The sequence below is a fragment of the uncultured Gimesia sp. genome (assembly GCF_963972345.1).
In the GTDB taxonomy this organism is placed as follows: domain Bacteria; phylum Planctomycetota; class Planctomycetia; order Planctomycetales; family Planctomycetaceae; genus Gimesia.
Genome location: NZ_CAXAVM010000017.1, coordinates 16,428 through 34,606, shown reverse-complemented (window position 1 = coordinate 34,606; position 18,179 = coordinate 16,428). Strand labels below are relative to the sequence as shown.

Annotated in this window: 14 protein-coding genes; 8 read left to right on the top strand and 6 right to left on the bottom strand. The window is 49.5% G+C overall.

The features are described 5' to 3' along the window. Positions 1–54: 54 nt before the first annotated feature. The gene (locus AACZ40_RS04745) at positions 55–2,292 is read right to left on the bottom strand and encodes an ABC transporter permease subunit/CPBP intramembrane protease (protein WP_291167331.1); all 2,238 of its coding nucleotides are present in this window, start codon (positions 2,290–2,292) and stop codon (positions 55–57) included. Further along, a complete protein-coding gene (locus AACZ40_RS04740; protein ID WP_291167328.1) occupies positions 2,292–3,068 on the bottom strand; it encodes an ATP-binding cassette domain-containing protein in 777 nt (258 codons plus the stop codon). Before AACZ40_RS04740 ends, AACZ40_RS04745 begins: the two co-directional genes overlap by 1 nt. A 323-nt stretch (positions 3,069–3,391) precedes the next feature. Here AACZ40_RS04740 and AACZ40_RS04735 point away from each other — a divergent pair, with 323 nt between their 5' ends. From AACZ40_RS04735 to AACZ40_RS04725, 3 genes are all read left to right on the top strand, one after another. After that, positions 3,392–4,750 (top strand): PQQ-binding-like beta-propeller repeat protein, encoded by a 1,359-nt coding sequence (locus tag AACZ40_RS04735; protein WP_291167325.1) that lies wholly within the window; start codon positions 3,392–3,394, stop codon positions 4,748–4,750. A 343-nt stretch (positions 4,751–5,093) separates the two neighbouring features. After that, positions 5,094–6,155, top strand: a complete 1,062-nt coding sequence (locus AACZ40_RS04730; RefSeq protein ID WP_291167319.1) for an FAD-dependent oxidoreductase — start codon at positions 5,094–5,096, stop codon at positions 6,153–6,155. Between the two features lie 13 nt (positions 6,156–6,168). After that, positions 6,169–6,762, top strand: a complete 594-nt coding sequence (locus AACZ40_RS04725; RefSeq protein WP_291167316.1) for a class I SAM-dependent methyltransferase — start codon at positions 6,169–6,171, stop codon at positions 6,760–6,762. A 64-nt stretch (positions 6,763–6,826) separates the two neighbouring features. On the opposite strand, the gene AACZ40_RS04720 is transcribed toward AACZ40_RS04725, so the two are convergent. Next, a complete protein-coding gene (locus tag AACZ40_RS04720; RefSeq protein ID WP_291167313.1) occupies positions 6,827–7,069 on the bottom strand; it encodes a DUF2007 domain-containing protein in 243 nt (80 codons plus the stop codon). Between the two features lie 255 nt (positions 7,070–7,324). On the opposite strand from AACZ40_RS04720, the gene AACZ40_RS04715 reads away from it, so the two are divergent. Continuing rightward, complete coding sequence (locus AACZ40_RS04715; RefSeq protein ID WP_291167310.1) at positions 7,325–8,587, top strand: dipeptidase; 1,263 nt, start codon at positions 7,325–7,327, stop codon at positions 8,585–8,587. Between the two features lie 112 nt (positions 8,588–8,699). On the opposite strand, the gene AACZ40_RS04710 is transcribed toward AACZ40_RS04715, so the two are convergent. Beyond that, the gene (locus AACZ40_RS04710; RefSeq protein WP_291167308.1) at positions 8,700–9,911 is read right to left on the bottom strand and encodes a hypothetical protein; all 1,212 of its coding nucleotides are present in this window, start codon (positions 9,909–9,911) and stop codon (positions 8,700–8,702) included. 1,569 nt (positions 9,912–11,480) lie between these two features. On the opposite strand from AACZ40_RS04710, the gene AACZ40_RS04705 reads away from it, so the two are divergent. Beyond that, a complete protein-coding gene (locus AACZ40_RS04705; RefSeq protein WP_291167306.1) occupies positions 11,481–11,732 on the top strand; it encodes a hypothetical protein in 252 nt (83 codons plus the stop codon). Positions 11,733–11,860: 128 nt separating this feature from the next. On the opposite strand, the gene folD is transcribed toward AACZ40_RS04705, so the two are convergent. Next, positions 11,861–12,730 carry a bifunctional methylenetetrahydrofolate dehydrogenase/methenyltetrahydrofolate cyclohydrolase FolD gene (folD, locus tag AACZ40_RS04700; RefSeq protein ID WP_291167303.1) on the bottom strand — a complete coding sequence of 290 codons (870 nt, stop codon included), beginning with the start codon at positions 12,728–12,730 and terminating at the stop codon, positions 11,861–11,863. 70 nt (positions 12,731–12,800) lie between these two features. Then, positions 12,801–13,292: a phosphatidylglycerophosphatase A gene (locus tag AACZ40_RS04695; protein WP_291167300.1), complete on the bottom strand. Its 492-nt coding sequence runs from the start codon at positions 13,290–13,292 to the stop codon at positions 12,801–12,803. Positions 13,293–13,617: 325 nt separating this feature from the next. On the opposite strand from AACZ40_RS04695, the gene AACZ40_RS04690 reads away from it, so the two are divergent. The 3 genes from AACZ40_RS04690 (at position 13,618) to AACZ40_RS04680 (ending at position 17,720) form a co-directional block, all read left to right on the top strand. Continuing rightward, positions 13,618–15,339, top strand: coding sequence for an NADPH-dependent assimilatory sulfite reductase hemoprotein subunit (locus AACZ40_RS04690; protein WP_291167298.1), 1,722 nt, complete (start codon positions 13,618–13,620; stop codon positions 15,337–15,339). Between the two features lie 386 nt (positions 15,340–15,725). Continuing rightward, positions 15,726–17,249 (top strand): 2-isopropylmalate synthase, encoded by a 1,524-nt coding sequence (locus AACZ40_RS04685; RefSeq protein WP_291167295.1) that lies wholly within the window; start codon positions 15,726–15,728, stop codon positions 17,247–17,249. Positions 17,250–17,279: 30 nt separating this feature from the next. Continuing rightward, on the top strand, positions 17,280–17,720 hold the full coding sequence (locus AACZ40_RS04680) for a hypothetical protein (RefSeq protein WP_291167292.1): 441 nt from the start codon (positions 17,280–17,282) through the stop codon (positions 17,718–17,720). The last annotated feature ends 459 nt before the right edge of the window (positions 17,721–18,179 follow it).

The following is an 18,179-nucleotide window of genomic DNA, read 5'->3' as shown; positions in this document are numbered from 1 at the left end:
AGACTGGCAAGAAACTGACCACTTAGGAGTTTTATACGACAAGCCGGATCGTAGTCAACTGGTAGCCATCTCTGCAGCAGCCGTTTCAGAGGCAGAAAGTGTCGGCCTTCGATTACTGAGACGCACCAGCGAGAACCCGATCACCACGGCCAGCAAAGAACCGATTAACCAGCTGACAGGCAGGTGTTTCTGATTCTCAATATTGATTTCCCAGTCAGCGAAATAATTCTGATAACTGGCGATGGTGATTAATAAACCATTGTGAATCATATGCAGCAGGATGCCGGGAATGACGCTCCGCGAACGCACATTTACGTATGCCAGGCAAAGCCCCATAAAAAAGCTGGGGAAAAAGCGTTCGATAAACAGGGAATCACGAACGATGACGTGGAATAAAGCAAACAGGATGGAAGACGCCAGAATCGCCCACCATTTTGAAAAGCGATGTAAGAGTGAACTTAACAGATACCCGCGGAAAAACAGCTCTTCACAAACCGCCGGCATCACTGCCAGTGATATCAACTTGACCCACAACGGAACGGCGTCCAGTTCAATTTTCATCGATTCAAACAGACGTGAAAGCGTTTCAATTCGGGCATCGGTTAACGCAAAGATTTCAATTTCATAAGCAAATGGCCATAAAGTGAATCCCAGAAGTGCCGCCCCCAGGCAGGAAACCAGACGCGGTTTAAACCAGCGAAAGCCGGTTTTGAGATTCACCCCGCCCAGCCAGGCGAACAGCAGAGGAATCAATAGAAACAGACAAAATGTCAGTGTCCCCGAAACCAGAAGTCGTTGGGAAATTGTCAGCTCTCTGAGACGTCCCACAAACGCTGCTGACAGAATAAATATGGGAAACATCACAGCCAGACAAAGCATGGCGTTGTTCAATGCAGGATACTGATGAGTTTTGCGGGATCGTTTAAAAAAATCGGCCCAGGAAGTTTCACTCTGATAAAGAATGGTATCCGTACCAAAAATCCGTGCAGCCAGACTGAGTGCGACGATGCCATAAAACAAAGTTGAAAACACCGATATAAAAAATAAAAGCGGTTCTGCTTCATGAAGTAAAAAATCACGACTTAACAACACAATATTTGCCAGTGGAATCACCGCCCACATCGGCGTCATTTTCAGATCGGGTACCATTCCCAGAATTCCGGGAGCCATCGAAATCAGCATCAAGGGGATCAGATAGGCCTGGGCCTCTTTAAAACTGCGGGCAAAACTCGTGATACATAACAGAACAGCGGAAAAGAAAGCTGCGAAAATCACCAGTAGCAGCAAGATCTCCATCAATACCAACAGGGTCATACCTTCGCCGAACAGAACGGTTTCCAGTCCGTTCGCATAGGCAGTCGCCAGCATCGCCGTCATATTGACCAGCGCCGTCATCACGGCAACCACCAGTACCGTAATGAACTTGGCACCCAAAATCCACATCCGGGGAAGGGGTGCCGAGATGAGAGTTTCCAGAGTCCCCCGTTCCCGTTCGCCTGCAGTCAAATCGATGGCCGGATAAACAGCTCCCGTCATTGTCATCAGAATCAAAATCAGGGGAACAATGGTAACCAGCGACTTTCCCTGTCCCATTTCTGATTTCACGGAAGAGACCGACGTAATAAAAGGGACGGTCTGACTCTCACCCAGATTCGTCAACATCTGGTCCCGGTAATTCCAGCGAACAGCCTGCAGCCGTTCTTCTACATATTCTGCTGCGCGACGACTATGGTTGGACTGAGCGCCATAAATAATCTGAAACCGCCCACTGTGTTCTTTCTGTTGTGCCTGATTATCTTTGACTTCGATCGGGAAATAACGAACGCCAACATCGACCACACCTTCTCGAATCAATTTAAGAATGCTGTGATTCTCGCCCGTTGATTCGGCAATCATGAATTTCACTACGGGTTTGACTTCCTGAAAGGCAGCCAGCGCATTGTCAGTCTGATTTTCTTTTACAGGCACCACTTTCGTAATGGACTGATTCCGCTCCTCAAAGATTTTATCCCCGTCTTCAAACAGCGCACGAAACATCTGCGCTTCCGGTTCATTAGGTAGAACAATCCGATATTCAATTTCATGGAGTTGAGAGGCCTGACTCAGAAAAAATTTCTGCAGCATCAAACCCAGTAAAGGATAGACCAGCAATGGCATCAGAATCAGTGTGATGACGGTCCGTCGATCCCGAAGAATTTCGCGAAGTTCTTTTCGCAGCAGTCCCGAAAACCGGAAAGATCTCGTGGGCGTGTAGATGCGGTCATCAGAATCCTGGTCGTAAGGTGAAGCCATCAAATCAACTCCCTTTGCGCAGCGGGTACCTGATTTGCATTCTCAACGGGCGCATCGAGTAATTGCAGAAATATTTGAGTCAATGTTTGACAGGAAGTGCACTGCTGCAGTTCTGCCAGTGTGCCTTCGTAATCTTTCTTTCCATTATGCAACAGACCAAATCTGTCACAGAGCTGTTCGGCTTCATCCAGTCGATGCGTGCTGACAATCACAGCTTTTCCCTCGTCACGGAGCAGGTCGATATAATCGAAAATCACCTTACTCCCCACAACATCCAGGCCTCGCGTCGGTTCATCCATTAGCATCACCGGGGGATCATGAATCAGCGAACGAGCCAGATTGACCCGTTGTTTCTGTCCCGTACTTAAAGTGGCCGAGCGGCGGTCCATAAAGGCGGAGAGCCCAAACAGACGCGAGAGCTTTTCCACCTGATCCGCTGCCTGCAGCGCCGGGACACCATACACGTCTGCAAAAAATGTCAGAATCTCACGGGGAGTCAGCCATTGATACAGACCGGCACTGGTTGACACCAGTCCCACACGACGTTTGATTTCATCGGGATGAGTGGATACCAGGAATCCTTCCACCTCCGCATCCCCACTGGTTGGCTTCAAAAGCCCCAGGATCATCCGCAGAGTCGTCGTTTTGCCGGCTCCATTCGGGCCCAGCAATCCATAGACTTCACCTGGTTTGACATGAAATGAAACCTGATCGACGGCAAGCACATCCTGATTGCCGGACTCGAAAACCCGCGTAAGATCTCTGACATAAATCATCCCGGCCCTCACTTCCGCATCCTGTAGACACTGCGGGCGCAAAAAGCCCACCCTGAATTTTCATCAGAAAAATCAGGTCTCGTCACAACGTATTCAGCTTTGAATGGATTGCCTTGCTTAAAAAGCGCTGGTATCACAGGAATGTGATTTGAAATGCTGGCGCATACTCAACGCATCTTCGAACTGATTCATTCTAACAAACTCAAAGTCAATCTGTCACGTACTAAATAATAATGTCACCGGGAAACAATAAATGATGGCTCCGACATCGATTGTACATTTCGCTACCACGCTTTCATTTTTTCAGGACTCCAGGAAGACCGTTGAATCGCCTTGCACCAGGTCGTCACCGCGACCACAATAAACAGGCTGGATTCTTAAATCCCCTAAGCTCTGCCACGATTCTGGAAAATAAAGGCCCTGCGATGTCTCTACCGACCCTCAAGTACTTCGTACTCTGCATTCTGATGCTCTGCCTGACCACTCCCTTTGCCGCCGCAGAAGATGACTGGCGTACCTGGCGGGGTCCGAATGCGAATAATATCGCAGCCGAGGGTGAAACACCTCCATTCAAATGGAGTGAATCACAAAACATCCGCTGGAAGGCAGCTATTCCCGGTCGGGGGCATAGCTCGCCGATTGTGGTGAATGACCGCGTTCTGATTTCCACTGCAGACGAAGCAAAACAAGTTCAATCAGTGGTCTGCTTCGATCGTTCCACCGGACGGCAGCTCTGGAAAACGGACGTCAGCCAGGGGGATTTTGCCCCGAAAATTCATCAGAAAAACACCCATGCTTCGCCCACCCTGGCTTCGAATGGGGAAACGGTTTTTGCGGTCTTTCCGCAGTTCGACCAGGTTCAATTGACGGCTCTCGATCTGGATGGGAAGCAAAAATGGCAGATCAAAGCCGGCGGCTATCTGCCACTCGCATACCAGTTTGGTTATGCCCCTTCTCCCCTGTTGTATCAGGGGACCGTGATCGTCACATCCGAATACGAAAAGAATGGTTTCATCGCCGCCTTTGATCAACAAACGGGCCGCGAAGTCTGGCGCATCAACCGGCCGGAGAAGATGAATTTTTCCACGCCGATTGTGGCACGGATCGCGGGTCGCGACCAGATGCTGCTCAGCGGCAACGCAAAAGTTGCCAGCTTTGATCCCCAGACCGGACGCGATCTCTGGTCCGCCCCGGCGATGTGGATCGTCAGTTGCGGCACGATGGTCTGGGACGGTGATCTCGTCTTTACCAGTGGCGGTTTCCCTTTAAAAGGAACAATGGCCGTCAAAGCCGACGGTTCTGGAAAAATTGTCTGGACAAATCGCGTGAAATGTTATGAACAATCGATGCTGGCTTATCAGGGATATCTCTATGCGATCGATGATAATGGCATCGCTTTCTGCTGGAACGCACAAACGGGGGAGGAACAGTGGAAAAGCCGCCTGGGTGGGAAAGTATCTTCTTCTCCGGTTCTGGCCAACGATCAGATCTATCTGACGAATGAACAAGGCAAAACATTCGTCTTCCGGGCGAGCCCTGAAAAATTCGAACTGCTGGCAGAAAACCAGCTCGGCGATGAAGGCTTCGCAACGCCGGCAATCTGCGGCAATCAGATTTTCCACCGGGCCGCCAGCAGTGAATCAGGCAAACGACAGGAGTTTTTGTACTGTATCGGAAACTGAGCCGTGTTGTACTTGTGAGATTTACTGTCAGGTTGATCGCGAAAGGCTCAACGGGGATGCATTAATGAAAACAAGCACACGGCTGTTCCGAACCTGTGTTCTTTGTATCACAATACTCGTTTCCTTATTGATGCTCGGTACTGCACTTTATGAGACTTTCAATGTATTCGGCCCAGGAAAATCCCCCTACCGGGGCACTAAGCTTATCGTTTGTTTTCTTGGTGCTGTTGCTTTACCCATCATTATTGTTACTGTCTTACCCGGCGAGGATGAATGAAACTCGATTTTTCTCACTACCTTAGTCATGCTCTATCCCATTTCTTGAATCATTTAAACGTGCCACATGCCCCAGCGAACAGAATTTGATTTGATCCTTGTGGGACAAGGCCTGGCAGGCACTGCGTTGGGCTGGACGTTACAACAGCGTGGGTATGGTGTGCTGTTGATTGATCGCTGTGAGCCGACGACTTCTTCCCAGATCGCGGCGGGACTGATTACACCGATCACTGGATTGCGGCTGGTTGTTTCCTGGCGACTTGACGAATTTCTGCCGTTCGCGACTGACTTCTATCGTCGCATAGAACAAGAAACAGACGCACGATTCTTTGAACTGAAACCGATGCTGCGACTGTTTTCTTCAGAACAGGAGCAGGAACAATATCGACAACGTTCGCAAACACACTTCCCAAAACTGATTTCGGTACCGCAGCCACTCGCCGACAAGAGTGCGTTTGAGATGAGTCAAGGCGGCTTTGAGATGACCGGCGGCGGACAACTGGATGTGCCGACGTATCTTCGTCTCTCCCGCGCGCATTTCATAAAACAGGATTGTTTTCTGGAAGCAAACCTCGACACAGCTAACGATCTTGAATTTGAATCCAACCGTGTGATTCTGCCGTGTTGGAACGTTTCTGCTGACAGAATCATTTTCTGTGAAGGAATCCACAGTCAGCAAAACCCCTGGTTCAAAACCATTCCATTTGAGGGAGCCAAAGGGGAAATACTCACTCTGAAAATTCCAGGACTGCAGGAACGACGCGTGGTCCACCGGGGTATCTGGCTGGCTCACTGGAAAGAGGATCTCTACCGGGCCGGTTCAACCTATGATCGAGAACACCTTAACTGTGAACCGACTCTCGCAGGCAGAGAAGAAATCTGCTCGCGCCTGTCCGAATTTCTAAAACTTCCTGTGGAGGTTATAGACCATCGTGCTGCTGTCCGCCCTGTCATCCGGGGGCGTTTACCCATTATGGGTCTGCATCCTCAGCAGCCTCAAATTGGATTCTTCAACGGCTTTGCCTCAAAAGGAAGTTTGCAGACTCCCTGGATGGCAAATCATTTTGCAGATATTCTGGAAGGCAAAGCCACACCTGATAAATCACTCGATCTCGTCCACAAACTTTAAAATGAAGCTTCTCATGATGCGTCTCACAGACCAGGCTCATGCTCTGATTGCCAAAGTGTTCCAGGCTGGCGAAACGGCGATCGACGCCACTGCTGGTAATGGGCACGACACACGTTTTCTCTGTCAGTTGGCGGGCCAGTCCGGTAAGGTCTTTGCGATCGACATCCAACAGCAGGCTCTGGACCAGGCTGCTGTGATGCTCCAGGATTCAGAATTCCATAACTTTGAACTGATCTGCGGTAACCATTGTCTGCTCGCAGAATTAATCCCCTCTGAACATCGCGGGCATATCGGTGCCATCATGTTTAACCTGGGCTACCTGCCTGGAGGAGATCACGCGCAAATCACAGACGAATTATCAACTCTACCTGCAATCGAAGCTGCACTCACGCTGATCAGGCCGGGAGGCATCATCACGATTCTGGCTTACCCCGGTCATCCGGGGGGCGCTGCAGAGACCAGCGCCGTCGCCACTCTCTTGAGCCAACTGGAGCATTCACAGTTCAAAACGCAACTGATTCTTCCCAATACTCAATCGACGGAGGCCCCGCGCCTGTTCGTCGTCACCAGGCTTAAGCCAGCAAGCGCGGAGTCAAGCATACTATGATCCCTGACGATCTGAAGTTCCCTTGTCTGAGTGCATTTAAGTCCGTTAAACAAGGTAATGAGAATCACTCTTCTTCTGATGTATCCTCATGCGACTCAGATGACTCACGAATTTCATCGATGATTTGCCGGGCACGATCCACGTTCGAACTCATGACATCAACTTTGATTTCGAAAATACCTGTGAGGCCAGCCTGCAGTTCATTTTCGAGCAGGCAGCGAATCCCTTCGCCTTCCAGTGTCATTTTAATAAATTCCGCTTCCATTGCATTCGTAGTCGAATACACTGTTTCCAGGCTATCACTCATCTTTATAATCCTCAGACAAACCATCCCAGCGGTTGTAATCCCGCAGGAAGCGCTTAACAGTCAGTCACAAGCGAATCTTGCACTGATTCAAGCTAACCGGAAACGGTTTAGACATCAATATCAATTCTGACTTTCACGAGAGAAGCAGAAAACGTCATTCAGGGAATCGTGGATTCCAAGACTGCTGTATCTCATACTGAGATGTGCTTCTGAGCAACTACTGAGATTCGTCATTCAGATTCGGGAACTGATTCAATGAAAATCGCCTTTCAAGAGTGGATTCAGATTATTCGAGGTCTATTGCTGCCACTGGTCTTTATCAACCTGATTCAATCAGGGCAGGCAGCCGATCCACCAGCGCGCAAACCGGTCATTTTGACAGACCGGGCGCGACAGTTGCATCAGCAATGCCTGGTGATTGACGGGCATAACGACCTTCCCTGGACAATGCGGGAAAAGGCGGCGTCATCTTTTAAACAGGCTGACATTGCTCTGCCTCAACCTCAGTTTCATACAGATATTCCACGTCTCAAACAGGGGAATGTGGGCGCACAATTCTGGTCGGCCTATGTCCCCTCAGAAACACAAAAAGAACGAAGATCCGCACACTACACTCTGGAACAGATCGACCTGATCCACCGCATGATCAAGCGATATCCTGAAACATTTGAGATGGCGTCTACGGCAGACGACATCGAACGTATGCACAAGTCGGGAAAAATCGCGTCCATGATTGGTGTTGAAGGAGGACATTCGATTGAAAATTCTTTATCTCTGCTGCGTATTTTCTACGGCCTGGGCGTTCGATATATGACTTTGACCCATTCTGACTCACTCGACTGGGCCGATTCTGCCACCGACACCGCCATCAGTGACGGGCTGTCTCCCTTTGGAGAGGAAGTGGTCCGAACCATGAATCAACTGGGAATGCTGGTAGATATTTCACACGTCTCTCCAGCGACGATGGAGGATGTTCTGCGGGTGAGTACAGCTCCTGTCATCGCCTCGCACTCTTCCGCACGTGCCATCGCTGATCATGCGCGGAATGTTCCCGATGAAATCCTCGTCAAAATGAAACAGAATGGCGGCGTGATCATGGTCAACTACTTCTCCGGATTCGTGGTTCCTGAATCAGCCCGACAGATGACGGAAATGTTTCATATCAGACGGGAACTGAAACAGAAATATCCAGATGAAACGGATTACAACCGGGAATACAATCGCTGGCGAAGCAACCATAAAATGAAACCGGGGACAATCCATGATGTAGTGGATCATATCGACCATATCGTCAAAGTCGCCGGCGTGGAGCACGTCGGCATCGGCTCTGACTTTGATGGTGTTTCCACCCTGCCCGCTCAACTTGAAGATGTCTCCACTTATCCTCTCATCACGCAGGCTCTCCTGGATCGGGGTTATTCAGACCAGCAGATCAAACTGATCATGGGCCAGAATCTGATGCGGGTACTGCGCGAAGCCGAACAAGTTTCAAAACAACTGCAACAGAACCCCCATTGACACTTTCTGGTCTCGCTATCCGCTTTTGCAGCAACAGAGTACCCGAGACTCTCAATAAAAAAACGTCCCGTTTCCAGGACGTTTTTTTATTGATTAACAGCCAGACGCTGAATTACTGATCGGGTCCAGCCGGCTCCAGGGGTTTGGGCGCTTCCAGTACAGAAGGTGCAATGACTGTCGGTGCTCCCTGGGGAGGTGTCGGCAGTTTTTTCTGCACGGTAATTTCCTGCTGTTCTTTCAGACTTTTCAGATAATCAGTGAGTAACTGATACGTGTTCTGAAACTCCTGGCGATTGGTAATAACCTGATACGAGGAATCAAGCTGTATCTGCTGATAATTTTTCACAATCGCTTCCAGTTCTTCTACGGAAGGAATTGTGCCCGTTGTCGAGAAATTTTCCGGAAGAGCCAGATAATCTTTCCAGGCATCGTCCAGAGTCTGTTCCAGTTCCTGAAACGACCCCAGCAGTTCGTATTTCAAATCGTCTACCTGAAGTTCCTGCTGAGCAAGCTTCGCAGTCTCCTCATCAATGCGCAGCATCTCCCAGACTTCAGATGTCCCTCCTGTAAAATAGATAATCACTTTCGATTTATCTTTGGTCAGACTATCCAGTCCGGTTTCCATGGTGATCGTGTCCTCCTCACCCACTTTCCAGGCAACACGCTGTTTTGACTGATCGATGGCTCCTTGAAGGGGTAATGTAATATTCCCGTCTTTATTGAAATAGGTACCAGCGACCGCACCATTTTTGCCAACAGCAAGTTGTACGGTCACATTCACTTCAGTTGTCCCCTGGGGAACAATGGCAAAAATTCCTACCGGCATCCATTCGGTCGCATCGTCTGGCGGAGGTACACTATCTGCAATTTCTTCAGCCTGAGATTCATATGCGGTGACCGGTGCCATCTGCACACCATCATTGTAAATGTAACCATCATTGAGTGAGTAATCATAGATCACTGGATTCAGGTTGTTATAGCCAATCCAGGTCGACAGTCCCCCAAACGTGGTCCAGACCCACGGACGATAGCCATAGCGACGATAATGGTAATAAGGATAGTAGCCATATCCATAACCATAGCCTCTCCCAAACCCATACCCCAGGGCATACCGTGATCGATATCCGGACCAGTAACCAGGCCGGTAATGGTATCTGTTGTTTCCATATCGCGAGTAGTTCCCACCATGTCGATTCGCACCATCGTGTCGTCGTCCCGTACCGTGAGAAGCATGATGATTCCCATGTCGGTTCCCCCCCGGTCTCAGACCAGGGTTACCAGAGTGATGGCTTCCAGCTCCGTGATGATTCCTACTGGAACTCAAGCCAGAGCCGCCATGGAAGCGATGACTGCCAAAACTGTTTCTGCTGCCGTTACTGAATCGGCTGCTGCCTGGTCGTAATCCCGGATTATTTCCCCGCTGATTTGAACCAATGCTGCCTCGGTTATGTGAACCACTGTTGAAGTGAGAAAATCCTGAACTGCCTCTTGCTCTACTCCCGGAACTTAAGCCGGGGTTACTAACCCCACTCCTCCGGCGAGAAGTAATGTCCCCCGATTGCCGCGCTGAACCAGACCGACTTCCTCTGGAGAAATCAACTCCTTGTCCAGGTTTCATAGTCGACCTGGAAGTTCGGTTCGAAGAGGAATTGAGCGATCGCGAAGGGGCACTCTGTCGAGGTACAGAAGAACTGCGATTGGAGAAAGAATGATTTCTTGAGGGAGCAGCGGAGCGTGAAGAATTGCCAAAATGGGAATTACCTCTTGAACTGTTCCCTCTTGAACTGCTGCCTCGTGAACTGCTGCCTCGTGAGAAACTCCCCCGCGACATTCCCCCTTGGTGACTGCCGCTGCCACGAGACATTCCGCCCCCATGTCCACCGCCTCTGTGTCCGCCACCACCTCCGGGCCCGCGTCCGCCGCCCTGGCCGCCTCGTTGAGCAAAACTGTCAGCCTGACTGAAAGCCAGCATTGCCAGAAATGCAAATATCACACCTGTTCGCTTTAGGTATTGCCTCATCACTTACACCTGTTCGATCAGGAAACCAGTGAGCCTTCCGATCGACCTCATGTATGGGATTGCAGGGTGACAGTAAGCCGTCTTTTCCTGATCAATCTCATTTTGGTTAAATTAAAACAACTCGACTTCAGTTGTAGAATTGCCAGCTGAGAATTCCACTCTGTAATCCCTGAACAGTCTCATCGATCACATCAATTTCATTTGCTGTAACATCCGGACTCACGTACCGGCAGTCACAAACAACAGAACCTTCGCTAAAGAACGGAAGGAGACGTATCAGGGGACAGAAAAACAGCGCTAAAGATTGAGGCCCGGTCAATCACAACTTTATCTATCAGATAATGTGGATCGAACTGATATTGCCATTCGACTGAGTCTGTTATTCATGAGAGAGCTTTGGGGCAGGTGAATAAAGAGACCAGCAGTTTCGAAAACTCAGACTGAATCAATCCCAGGTTCAACAGTTTCATAAAATGTGGAACATATGCGGACAGGAACAGCTTACTGAATTCCCAGGAACAATACTTGTTCGCTCTGGTATTCACGATAGGTTTGACCGATCGGGAAGTCAATATATGTCATTTTGTCTCTGCAACATGCAAATTGGATTATCAGGTTCTCCCGGGTTGGTTCTGTCCACCTGAAGAAGCAGCTTCCTCACTGGCTGAGCAATTTGAAATCTTTTTGGAAATTTCATAAATCCAGGGAATAAACCTGCGACAGCCGGACTCTTATCTTTAACAGGGGGGCTTGTTTGAACAGTAAAAACAGCCTGATTACAGGGTTTCCTTCAATATATTCCTGAATTAAACCCGATTTGTGAGATTCTCAGTCTGACAGATCAGATATCTAATCGAGAAATGGAGAACAGAGATGAAATTACTTTCGACACTCTTTACGTTGCTGGGTTTGACATTGTTCGCAGTAGGTTGTGGCGATAAAGCTGCGACAACTCCTGAACCTGCACCAGTTGAAACACCTGTAGAAGATCCAGCAATGCCAGCTGATGAGCCAGCAGCAGATCCTGCTACACCAGCTGAAGAAAAACCAGCTGACCCTAAAGCTGAAGAGCCCAAACCAGAGACTCCAGCTGACCCTAAAACAGCAGATCCTAAGACTCCCTGATTGAGTCGAACAGATCCTCAGCAACAGCTGAAGAAAAACGAAAAAAGCTCTCCCCCTTCCGGGAGGGCTTTTTTTATTGATCGAGTCGGTATAATTTTATACCTGGAGAAATGGGACAGCGGGAAAGTTTACTCGCCTCCGGACTGAATCCGGGCCGCCATCAAAGTATTCTTTAACAGCATGGCAATCGTCATCGGGCCTACACCACCGGGAACCGGGGTAATCGCAGAAGCCACTTCTTTGACGCCCTCAAAATCGACATCACCTACCAGCCTGTCGTCGACCCGATTGATGCCGACATCAATCACGACAGCTCCCGGCTTGACCATATCGGCGGTCACAAACTCAGGTTTGCCAATAGCGGCGATAATAATGTCCGCGGTTTTTACGATTTCGTTGAGGTGCCGGGTCCTGCTGTGACAGATGGTTACGGTCGCATCTGCTCCCGGTCCACGCTGAACCAGCAGCATGGCCATTGGCTTACCTACGATCTCACTGCGTCCCAGAACCACTGCGTGTTTTCCAGCGGTCTCCATTTTGGTGGAGAGGATCATTTGTTGGATTCCATAGGGAGTACAGGGCAGATAGCGGGGACGTCCCTGCACGATCAGTCCCACATTTTCCGGATGAAACGCATCCACATCCTTTAGAGGATTGACCACGTCCAGAATCGCAGTCTCGTTAATATGTTTCGGGAGAGGAAGTTGGACGAGAATGCCGTGCACCCCGGAATCTGCATTCAGTGATTCCACGATTGAAATTAATTCAGCCTCGGTTGTGTCAGCCGACAAGCGCTTCAGAGTGCTCTGTATACCCGCTTTTTCACAGGCCCGCTGTTTATTACGGACATACACGGCACTTGCCGGATCATCACCGACAAGAACAGCCGTCAGATGAGGGACAACGTTCTTTTCTTGCTTGAGCTGACTGACCTGCTCAGCGATCTGCCCGCGAAAAGTGGCGGCAAGCGCTTTACCATCGATGATCTCTGCTGACACGCTGATATTTCCTTGTAAAATAAGGGGGAAACTCTCAATCGGCCCCCAAGATAACTTATCAGCAGGAAATCTAAAACCACCCCAAAAGAATTAATGTCACGTAAAGACAAATCGCGGCATAAATCGCGGCTACATAGTCGTCAGACATGATGCCCCAGCCTCCATGGATTCGGTCAAAATATCGAACCGGCCACGGCTTCCAGATGTCAAACAGACGGAACCAGAGAAAGCCGATCAAAGAGATCCACCAGAACCGTAAATTGAGTTCATGGTGGAAAGCAGGTAATAATACGACTGTGAAAGCACCGATTTCATCGAAGACGATACATCCCGGATCATCTAATCCCAGAATTTTAGCCCCCCGATCACAGAAATAAACTCCCAGCAGGAAGATGATCACCGAAAGAAACAAATACACAGGCCAGGCTGGATCAAACCATAACAGACCAGCAACCAGGGGGGGCCCCAGCAGGCTGCCAAATGTTCCCGGAGCACGCGGAATCCAACCAATTCCCAGGCCTGTGGCACACAGTAAAATCGTTTGCTGCTTGATGTTTCTCATTTGTGGTAAATATCTGGTCAGCAAATTCTCTGCTGTGAAGGACACGGAAAAGTCACTATTCAAGATTATGGAAGTCGTTTATACTTCCTGTATGTGCGACCCACCCTGCGAAAAATGAACATGGGAACACACCCCTGTCTTTGCAGCTATCCAGAAAGATCGGCCTTAATCGACGTGATTGAGTGTTTTGATTTTCTAAATCGTACTTGTTAGTGCTCATATTTTCCAATTGGATTCCAATAAAACCTACCCAGTCATTCAGAAAAGCTTCCGGTGAAGTGCGGATCTGAATGTCGTTTTGACAAAATCAACCAGGATTGATCTTATGACATCCCAAGAAGGCCCCAAGCTTTCCAAAATGGAGTTTCTCAAAGAAGGCAGTCATCAGCTGCGTGGTACCATCGCGGAAGAGTTGCTCAACGACAGTGATGAATTCTCCGGCGATTCGACACAACTGTTGAAACATCACGGTACCTATCAGCAGGATGATCGTGACCTCAGAAAAGCCAAAAATCCGGATGGTACACCCAAAGGAAAAGCATTCAGTTGCATGATCCGTACTCGTGTGCCCGGCGGTAAAGTGACTGCAGATCAATTCCTGGCTGAACTCAACCTGTGTGACAAGTATGGAGATGGAACGGTCAGACTCACCACGCGACAGGGCTTTCAGTTACATGGCGTGATCAAAGGCAATCTCAAAGCAGCCATCAAAGGGATCAACGATACTAAACTGACCACGCTGGCAGCCTGTGGCGATGTCAACCGAAACGTGATGGCCTGCCCTGCCCCTTATAAAAACAATGCCATCTTCGACTCCATGCAGGATATGGCTTACGCGCTGGCAGAACACCTGCGCCCCAAAACCACCGCCTACTTCGACCTGTGGATTACCGACGAAGAAGGCAATCAAACCAATGAAGCCGCATACCAGCCCGTCGAGGAGCCTATCTACGGCAAAACCTATCTACCGCGCAAGTTTAAAATCGGGATCGCCCTGCCCGAAGACAACTGTGTCGATATCTACACACAGGATATCGGCTTGCTGGGCATTGTCGAAAATGACGCTATCGTCGGTTATAACTTTTACGTCGGTGGCGGTATGGGAGTCACTCCCAGTAATAAAAAAACCTATCCCGCCCTGGGGAAACCACTGGGATTCGTCGAAAACGAGCACGTACTCGCCGTTGCAGAAGCGGTTGTCAAAGTACAACGTGACCTCGGAAACCGTGAAGACCGTAAACTGGCGCGTATGAAGTATCTGGTCGATAACCTGGGCATCGAAACGTTCCGTGAGAAAGTGGAAGCACATTATGGTTCAAGCATAGCAGCCCCACGTGATATTGAAGTCACGGGTATGGAAGACCATATGGGCTGGCATGAACAGGGAGATGGCAAGCTCTTTCTCGGGGTGAACATCGAAAATGGCCGCATCAAGGATGAAGGAGAGCTTCGGATCAAAGCCGGTCTCCGAAAGATCCTGGAAACCTACAGATTCAATGCCCGCATCACCGCAAAACAAAGTGTCATCTTCTGTGACATTGACCCCTCACTGCGTTCCGAAATTGATCAGATCCTGACCGATCACGGGATGAAAAAAGCGGATGAACTCACTTTGATTCGTCGATTTTCCATGTCCTGCCCCGCACTCCCCATGTGTGGATTATCCATCACTGAATCGGAACGGGTCATGCCTGCTTTAATTACCGAATTCGAGGAGGAACTGGCACGTCTGGGGCTGGAAAACGAAAAAATCTCCGTCAACACCACCGGTTGTCCAAACGGTTGTGCCCGCCCCTATGTTCCCGATATTGGACTCGTAGGAAGGGCCGTCGGAAAATACACACTTTACCTGGGTGGAAACTCGCTCGGCAACAGGTTGGCCTTTGTGTATGACGATATGGTTCCCTTAGCCGAAATCACCGGTCGAATTTCTCCACTTCTGGAATGCTTCAAGGAAGAGCGTCAGGCAGGAGAATCCTTTGGTGATTTCTGTCACAGAATGGGGAAAGAAGCATTACAGGAGAAAGCAGGACTCGCTGCGAAATAATCTGTAATCCCGCCAGAAGTGAAATTTTACTGAACCTCTCATTACTGAGGCGGTCTTTGATTTTGACAAATTCAATCAACGACGGGTTGACCATGGTCGATTGAGCAGGTAAATTGTCAGAGCGGTAAGGCAGTCTAAGACTGTCCAGTTTAAACCAGTTGAAAAAACAAAATAAAATGCACATTCACAATCTACTAAACCTGAGCCTGCTACGAAACCTGCTTCTTTAAGCCAGGTCTTAGGTTCTTTGTACGATTGTTAATCAAAAAACAGCGAAACCCTGAGACCAGATCGGCCTCAGGGTTTTTTATTTTGCCTGCTGGTACTATTCTGGTCTCTCATTAGCTCCCTGATCGGGAGCGGAAATTGACTCGCGGAGAAACCCAATGTCCAATGATACAGTAAAGATATTCGACACCACGTTGAGAGACGGTGAGCAGTCACCTGGCTGCAGTATGACCACTTCGGAAAAGATGAAAGTCGCCCGGGAACTTGTCAAACTGGGGGTCGATATCATTGAGGCAGGCTTCCCGATTGCCTCTCCCGGCGATTTTGAATCCGTTCGCAAAATTGCAAATGAATTTGGCGATCAGACGACCATCTGCGCTCTGGCCCGCTGCCGAAAAGACGATATCGACCGGGCCTGGGTAGCATTAAAAGAGGCAAAGCAGTCGCGGATTCACGTCTTCCTCGCAACCAGTTCCATCCACATGGAGCATAAACTCAAAATGACGAAAGAACAGATCGTGGAGACGGCGGTCGAAATGGTCAAGCGAGCCCGAGACTACTGCCCGGATATCGAATTCTCACCAGAGGACGCTGCCCGAACCGAGAAAGATTTCCTCTGTGAAGTGGTGGAACGCGCCATCGAAGCCGGAGCCAGCACCGTCAATATTCCCGACACCGTCGGTTATGCGACTCCCGCCCATTTCCATGATGTCATCACCACGTTGAAAAAAAATGTTTCAAACATAGAGCAGGCCATCATCAGCACGCATTGTCACAATGACCTGGGACTCGCCGTCGCAAACAGCCTCGCCGCTGTGGAAGCGGGCGCCCGCCAGGTGGAATGTACGATCAATGGCCTGGGGGAACGTGCTGGAAACTGCGCACTGGAAGAAGTCGTAATGGCGTTGAAAACCCGCGCGGACTATTACGGCGTACACACTAATATCAATACAAAACGCCTGTATCCGATCAGCCATCTGGTCTCGACAGTCACCGGGATGTCGGTACAACGCAACAAAGCGATCGTGGGGAGAAACGCTTTTGCACACGAAGCAGGCATTCATCAGCACGGCATGTTGCAGGAACGCACAACCTATGAAATCATGTCTCCTGCAGATGTTGGTTATGTAGGCACTAACCTGGTCCTCGGCAAACACAGTGGCCGTCATGCATTCCGCGATCGAATTCAGACCCTGGGCCATACCCTGGATGATGAAACATTTGAGCGGATCTTCAATGAGTTTATCACGCTGGCTGACAAGAAAAAGGAAATCTACGATTCCGACATTGTCGCCTTAATCGAGAACCAGGTCACCGATGCACCGGAGAAATGGAAAATTGCCCGCTTCCACACTTCCGCCGGAACCGGCACCATCGCGACCGCGACGATTGAACTGTCAGATGAAACAGGCAAAATCCACTGTGATGCAGCTACCGGAGATGGCCCTGTTGATGCCGTCTTCAGGGCACTGGAACGCATCTCAGGCATTACTGCTGTACTGGACCAGTACCACGTCGGCAGTGTTTCCAGCGGTAAGGATGCCCAGGGAGAGGTACGCGTCGAAGTTCGCATCAATGGTGAATTATTCACTGGCCGCAGCGTCAGTACAGACATCATCGAATCCAGTGCCAAAGCCTATCTGCAGGCCATCAACAAAGCAGCTGCAAAACTGGAAAACTGAGTACACTTTCTCTACTGGACCTGGTGATCAATGACTACATACGATCCTGAATCAGCACCCCGGATAGTCAAAGGCAGAACCATTGTTCTCGGCCTGTTACTCTTCGGGCTGGTGATGTCAGGATCGTTGTATGTTTTTCAGGCAATCAATACGTATCACTTTGCTGATACTCAGAACGCCCTGGCGAAGGAATTTCCCAAATCACGTCCCCGCGTAGAAGGGGGACGACTCAAAGGCAAACAGCAGAATCCTCTTACCTTTCGCGTGACGATGGCGGTCCCCTTCAATCCGCATGAAAAGGATGAGGAAATCCAGCAGATGGGCGATCGGATCCTTGAAATTGCTTCGAAAAACCTGCAGTTGGAAGACTACGAACAGGCCGAACTGCACTTCTACCAGGCAATTCCAGAACAGGAAATCATCATGCGCGATGTGACTCGCGACATCAAAACCTGGATCAATCGGAACTGAATTCGCTCACTCCTCTCCTGTTGCAGAAACAGACAGACCTGTCGCTTATTCCGACTCGGTCTTCTTTACGCTTTACCAGTCCACTGAGTAGCCCCTGTTTCTTAACTGGAAAACGGTATGTTTAGGGACTGGAGAGAATTCTCGGTAGTGGCACAGACATTGCATTATGTTGAGCTGCCTGTCGAATTGAAGCCTCATTAATTATTTACTGAGCTTCAACAGAAACTGAGGCTTCCCTCCAGCCAGAGTGATGACGCCCGTCTTTAACTGGCTGGAGGGGGAGCCACCTGCCTTCAACATTTCTCAGCCTGTTGTAGATTCAAAATCTTCAACTCGTCCTCTTCTCCTGTCCTGAAAACCCTTTCGTAGCGATACTGGTCAGGATATCATCGAAGCTTCAGATATCTAGTGCGCGTCACATTTAACCATGGCGTCTCGCTATCTATTACACTCGGCCCA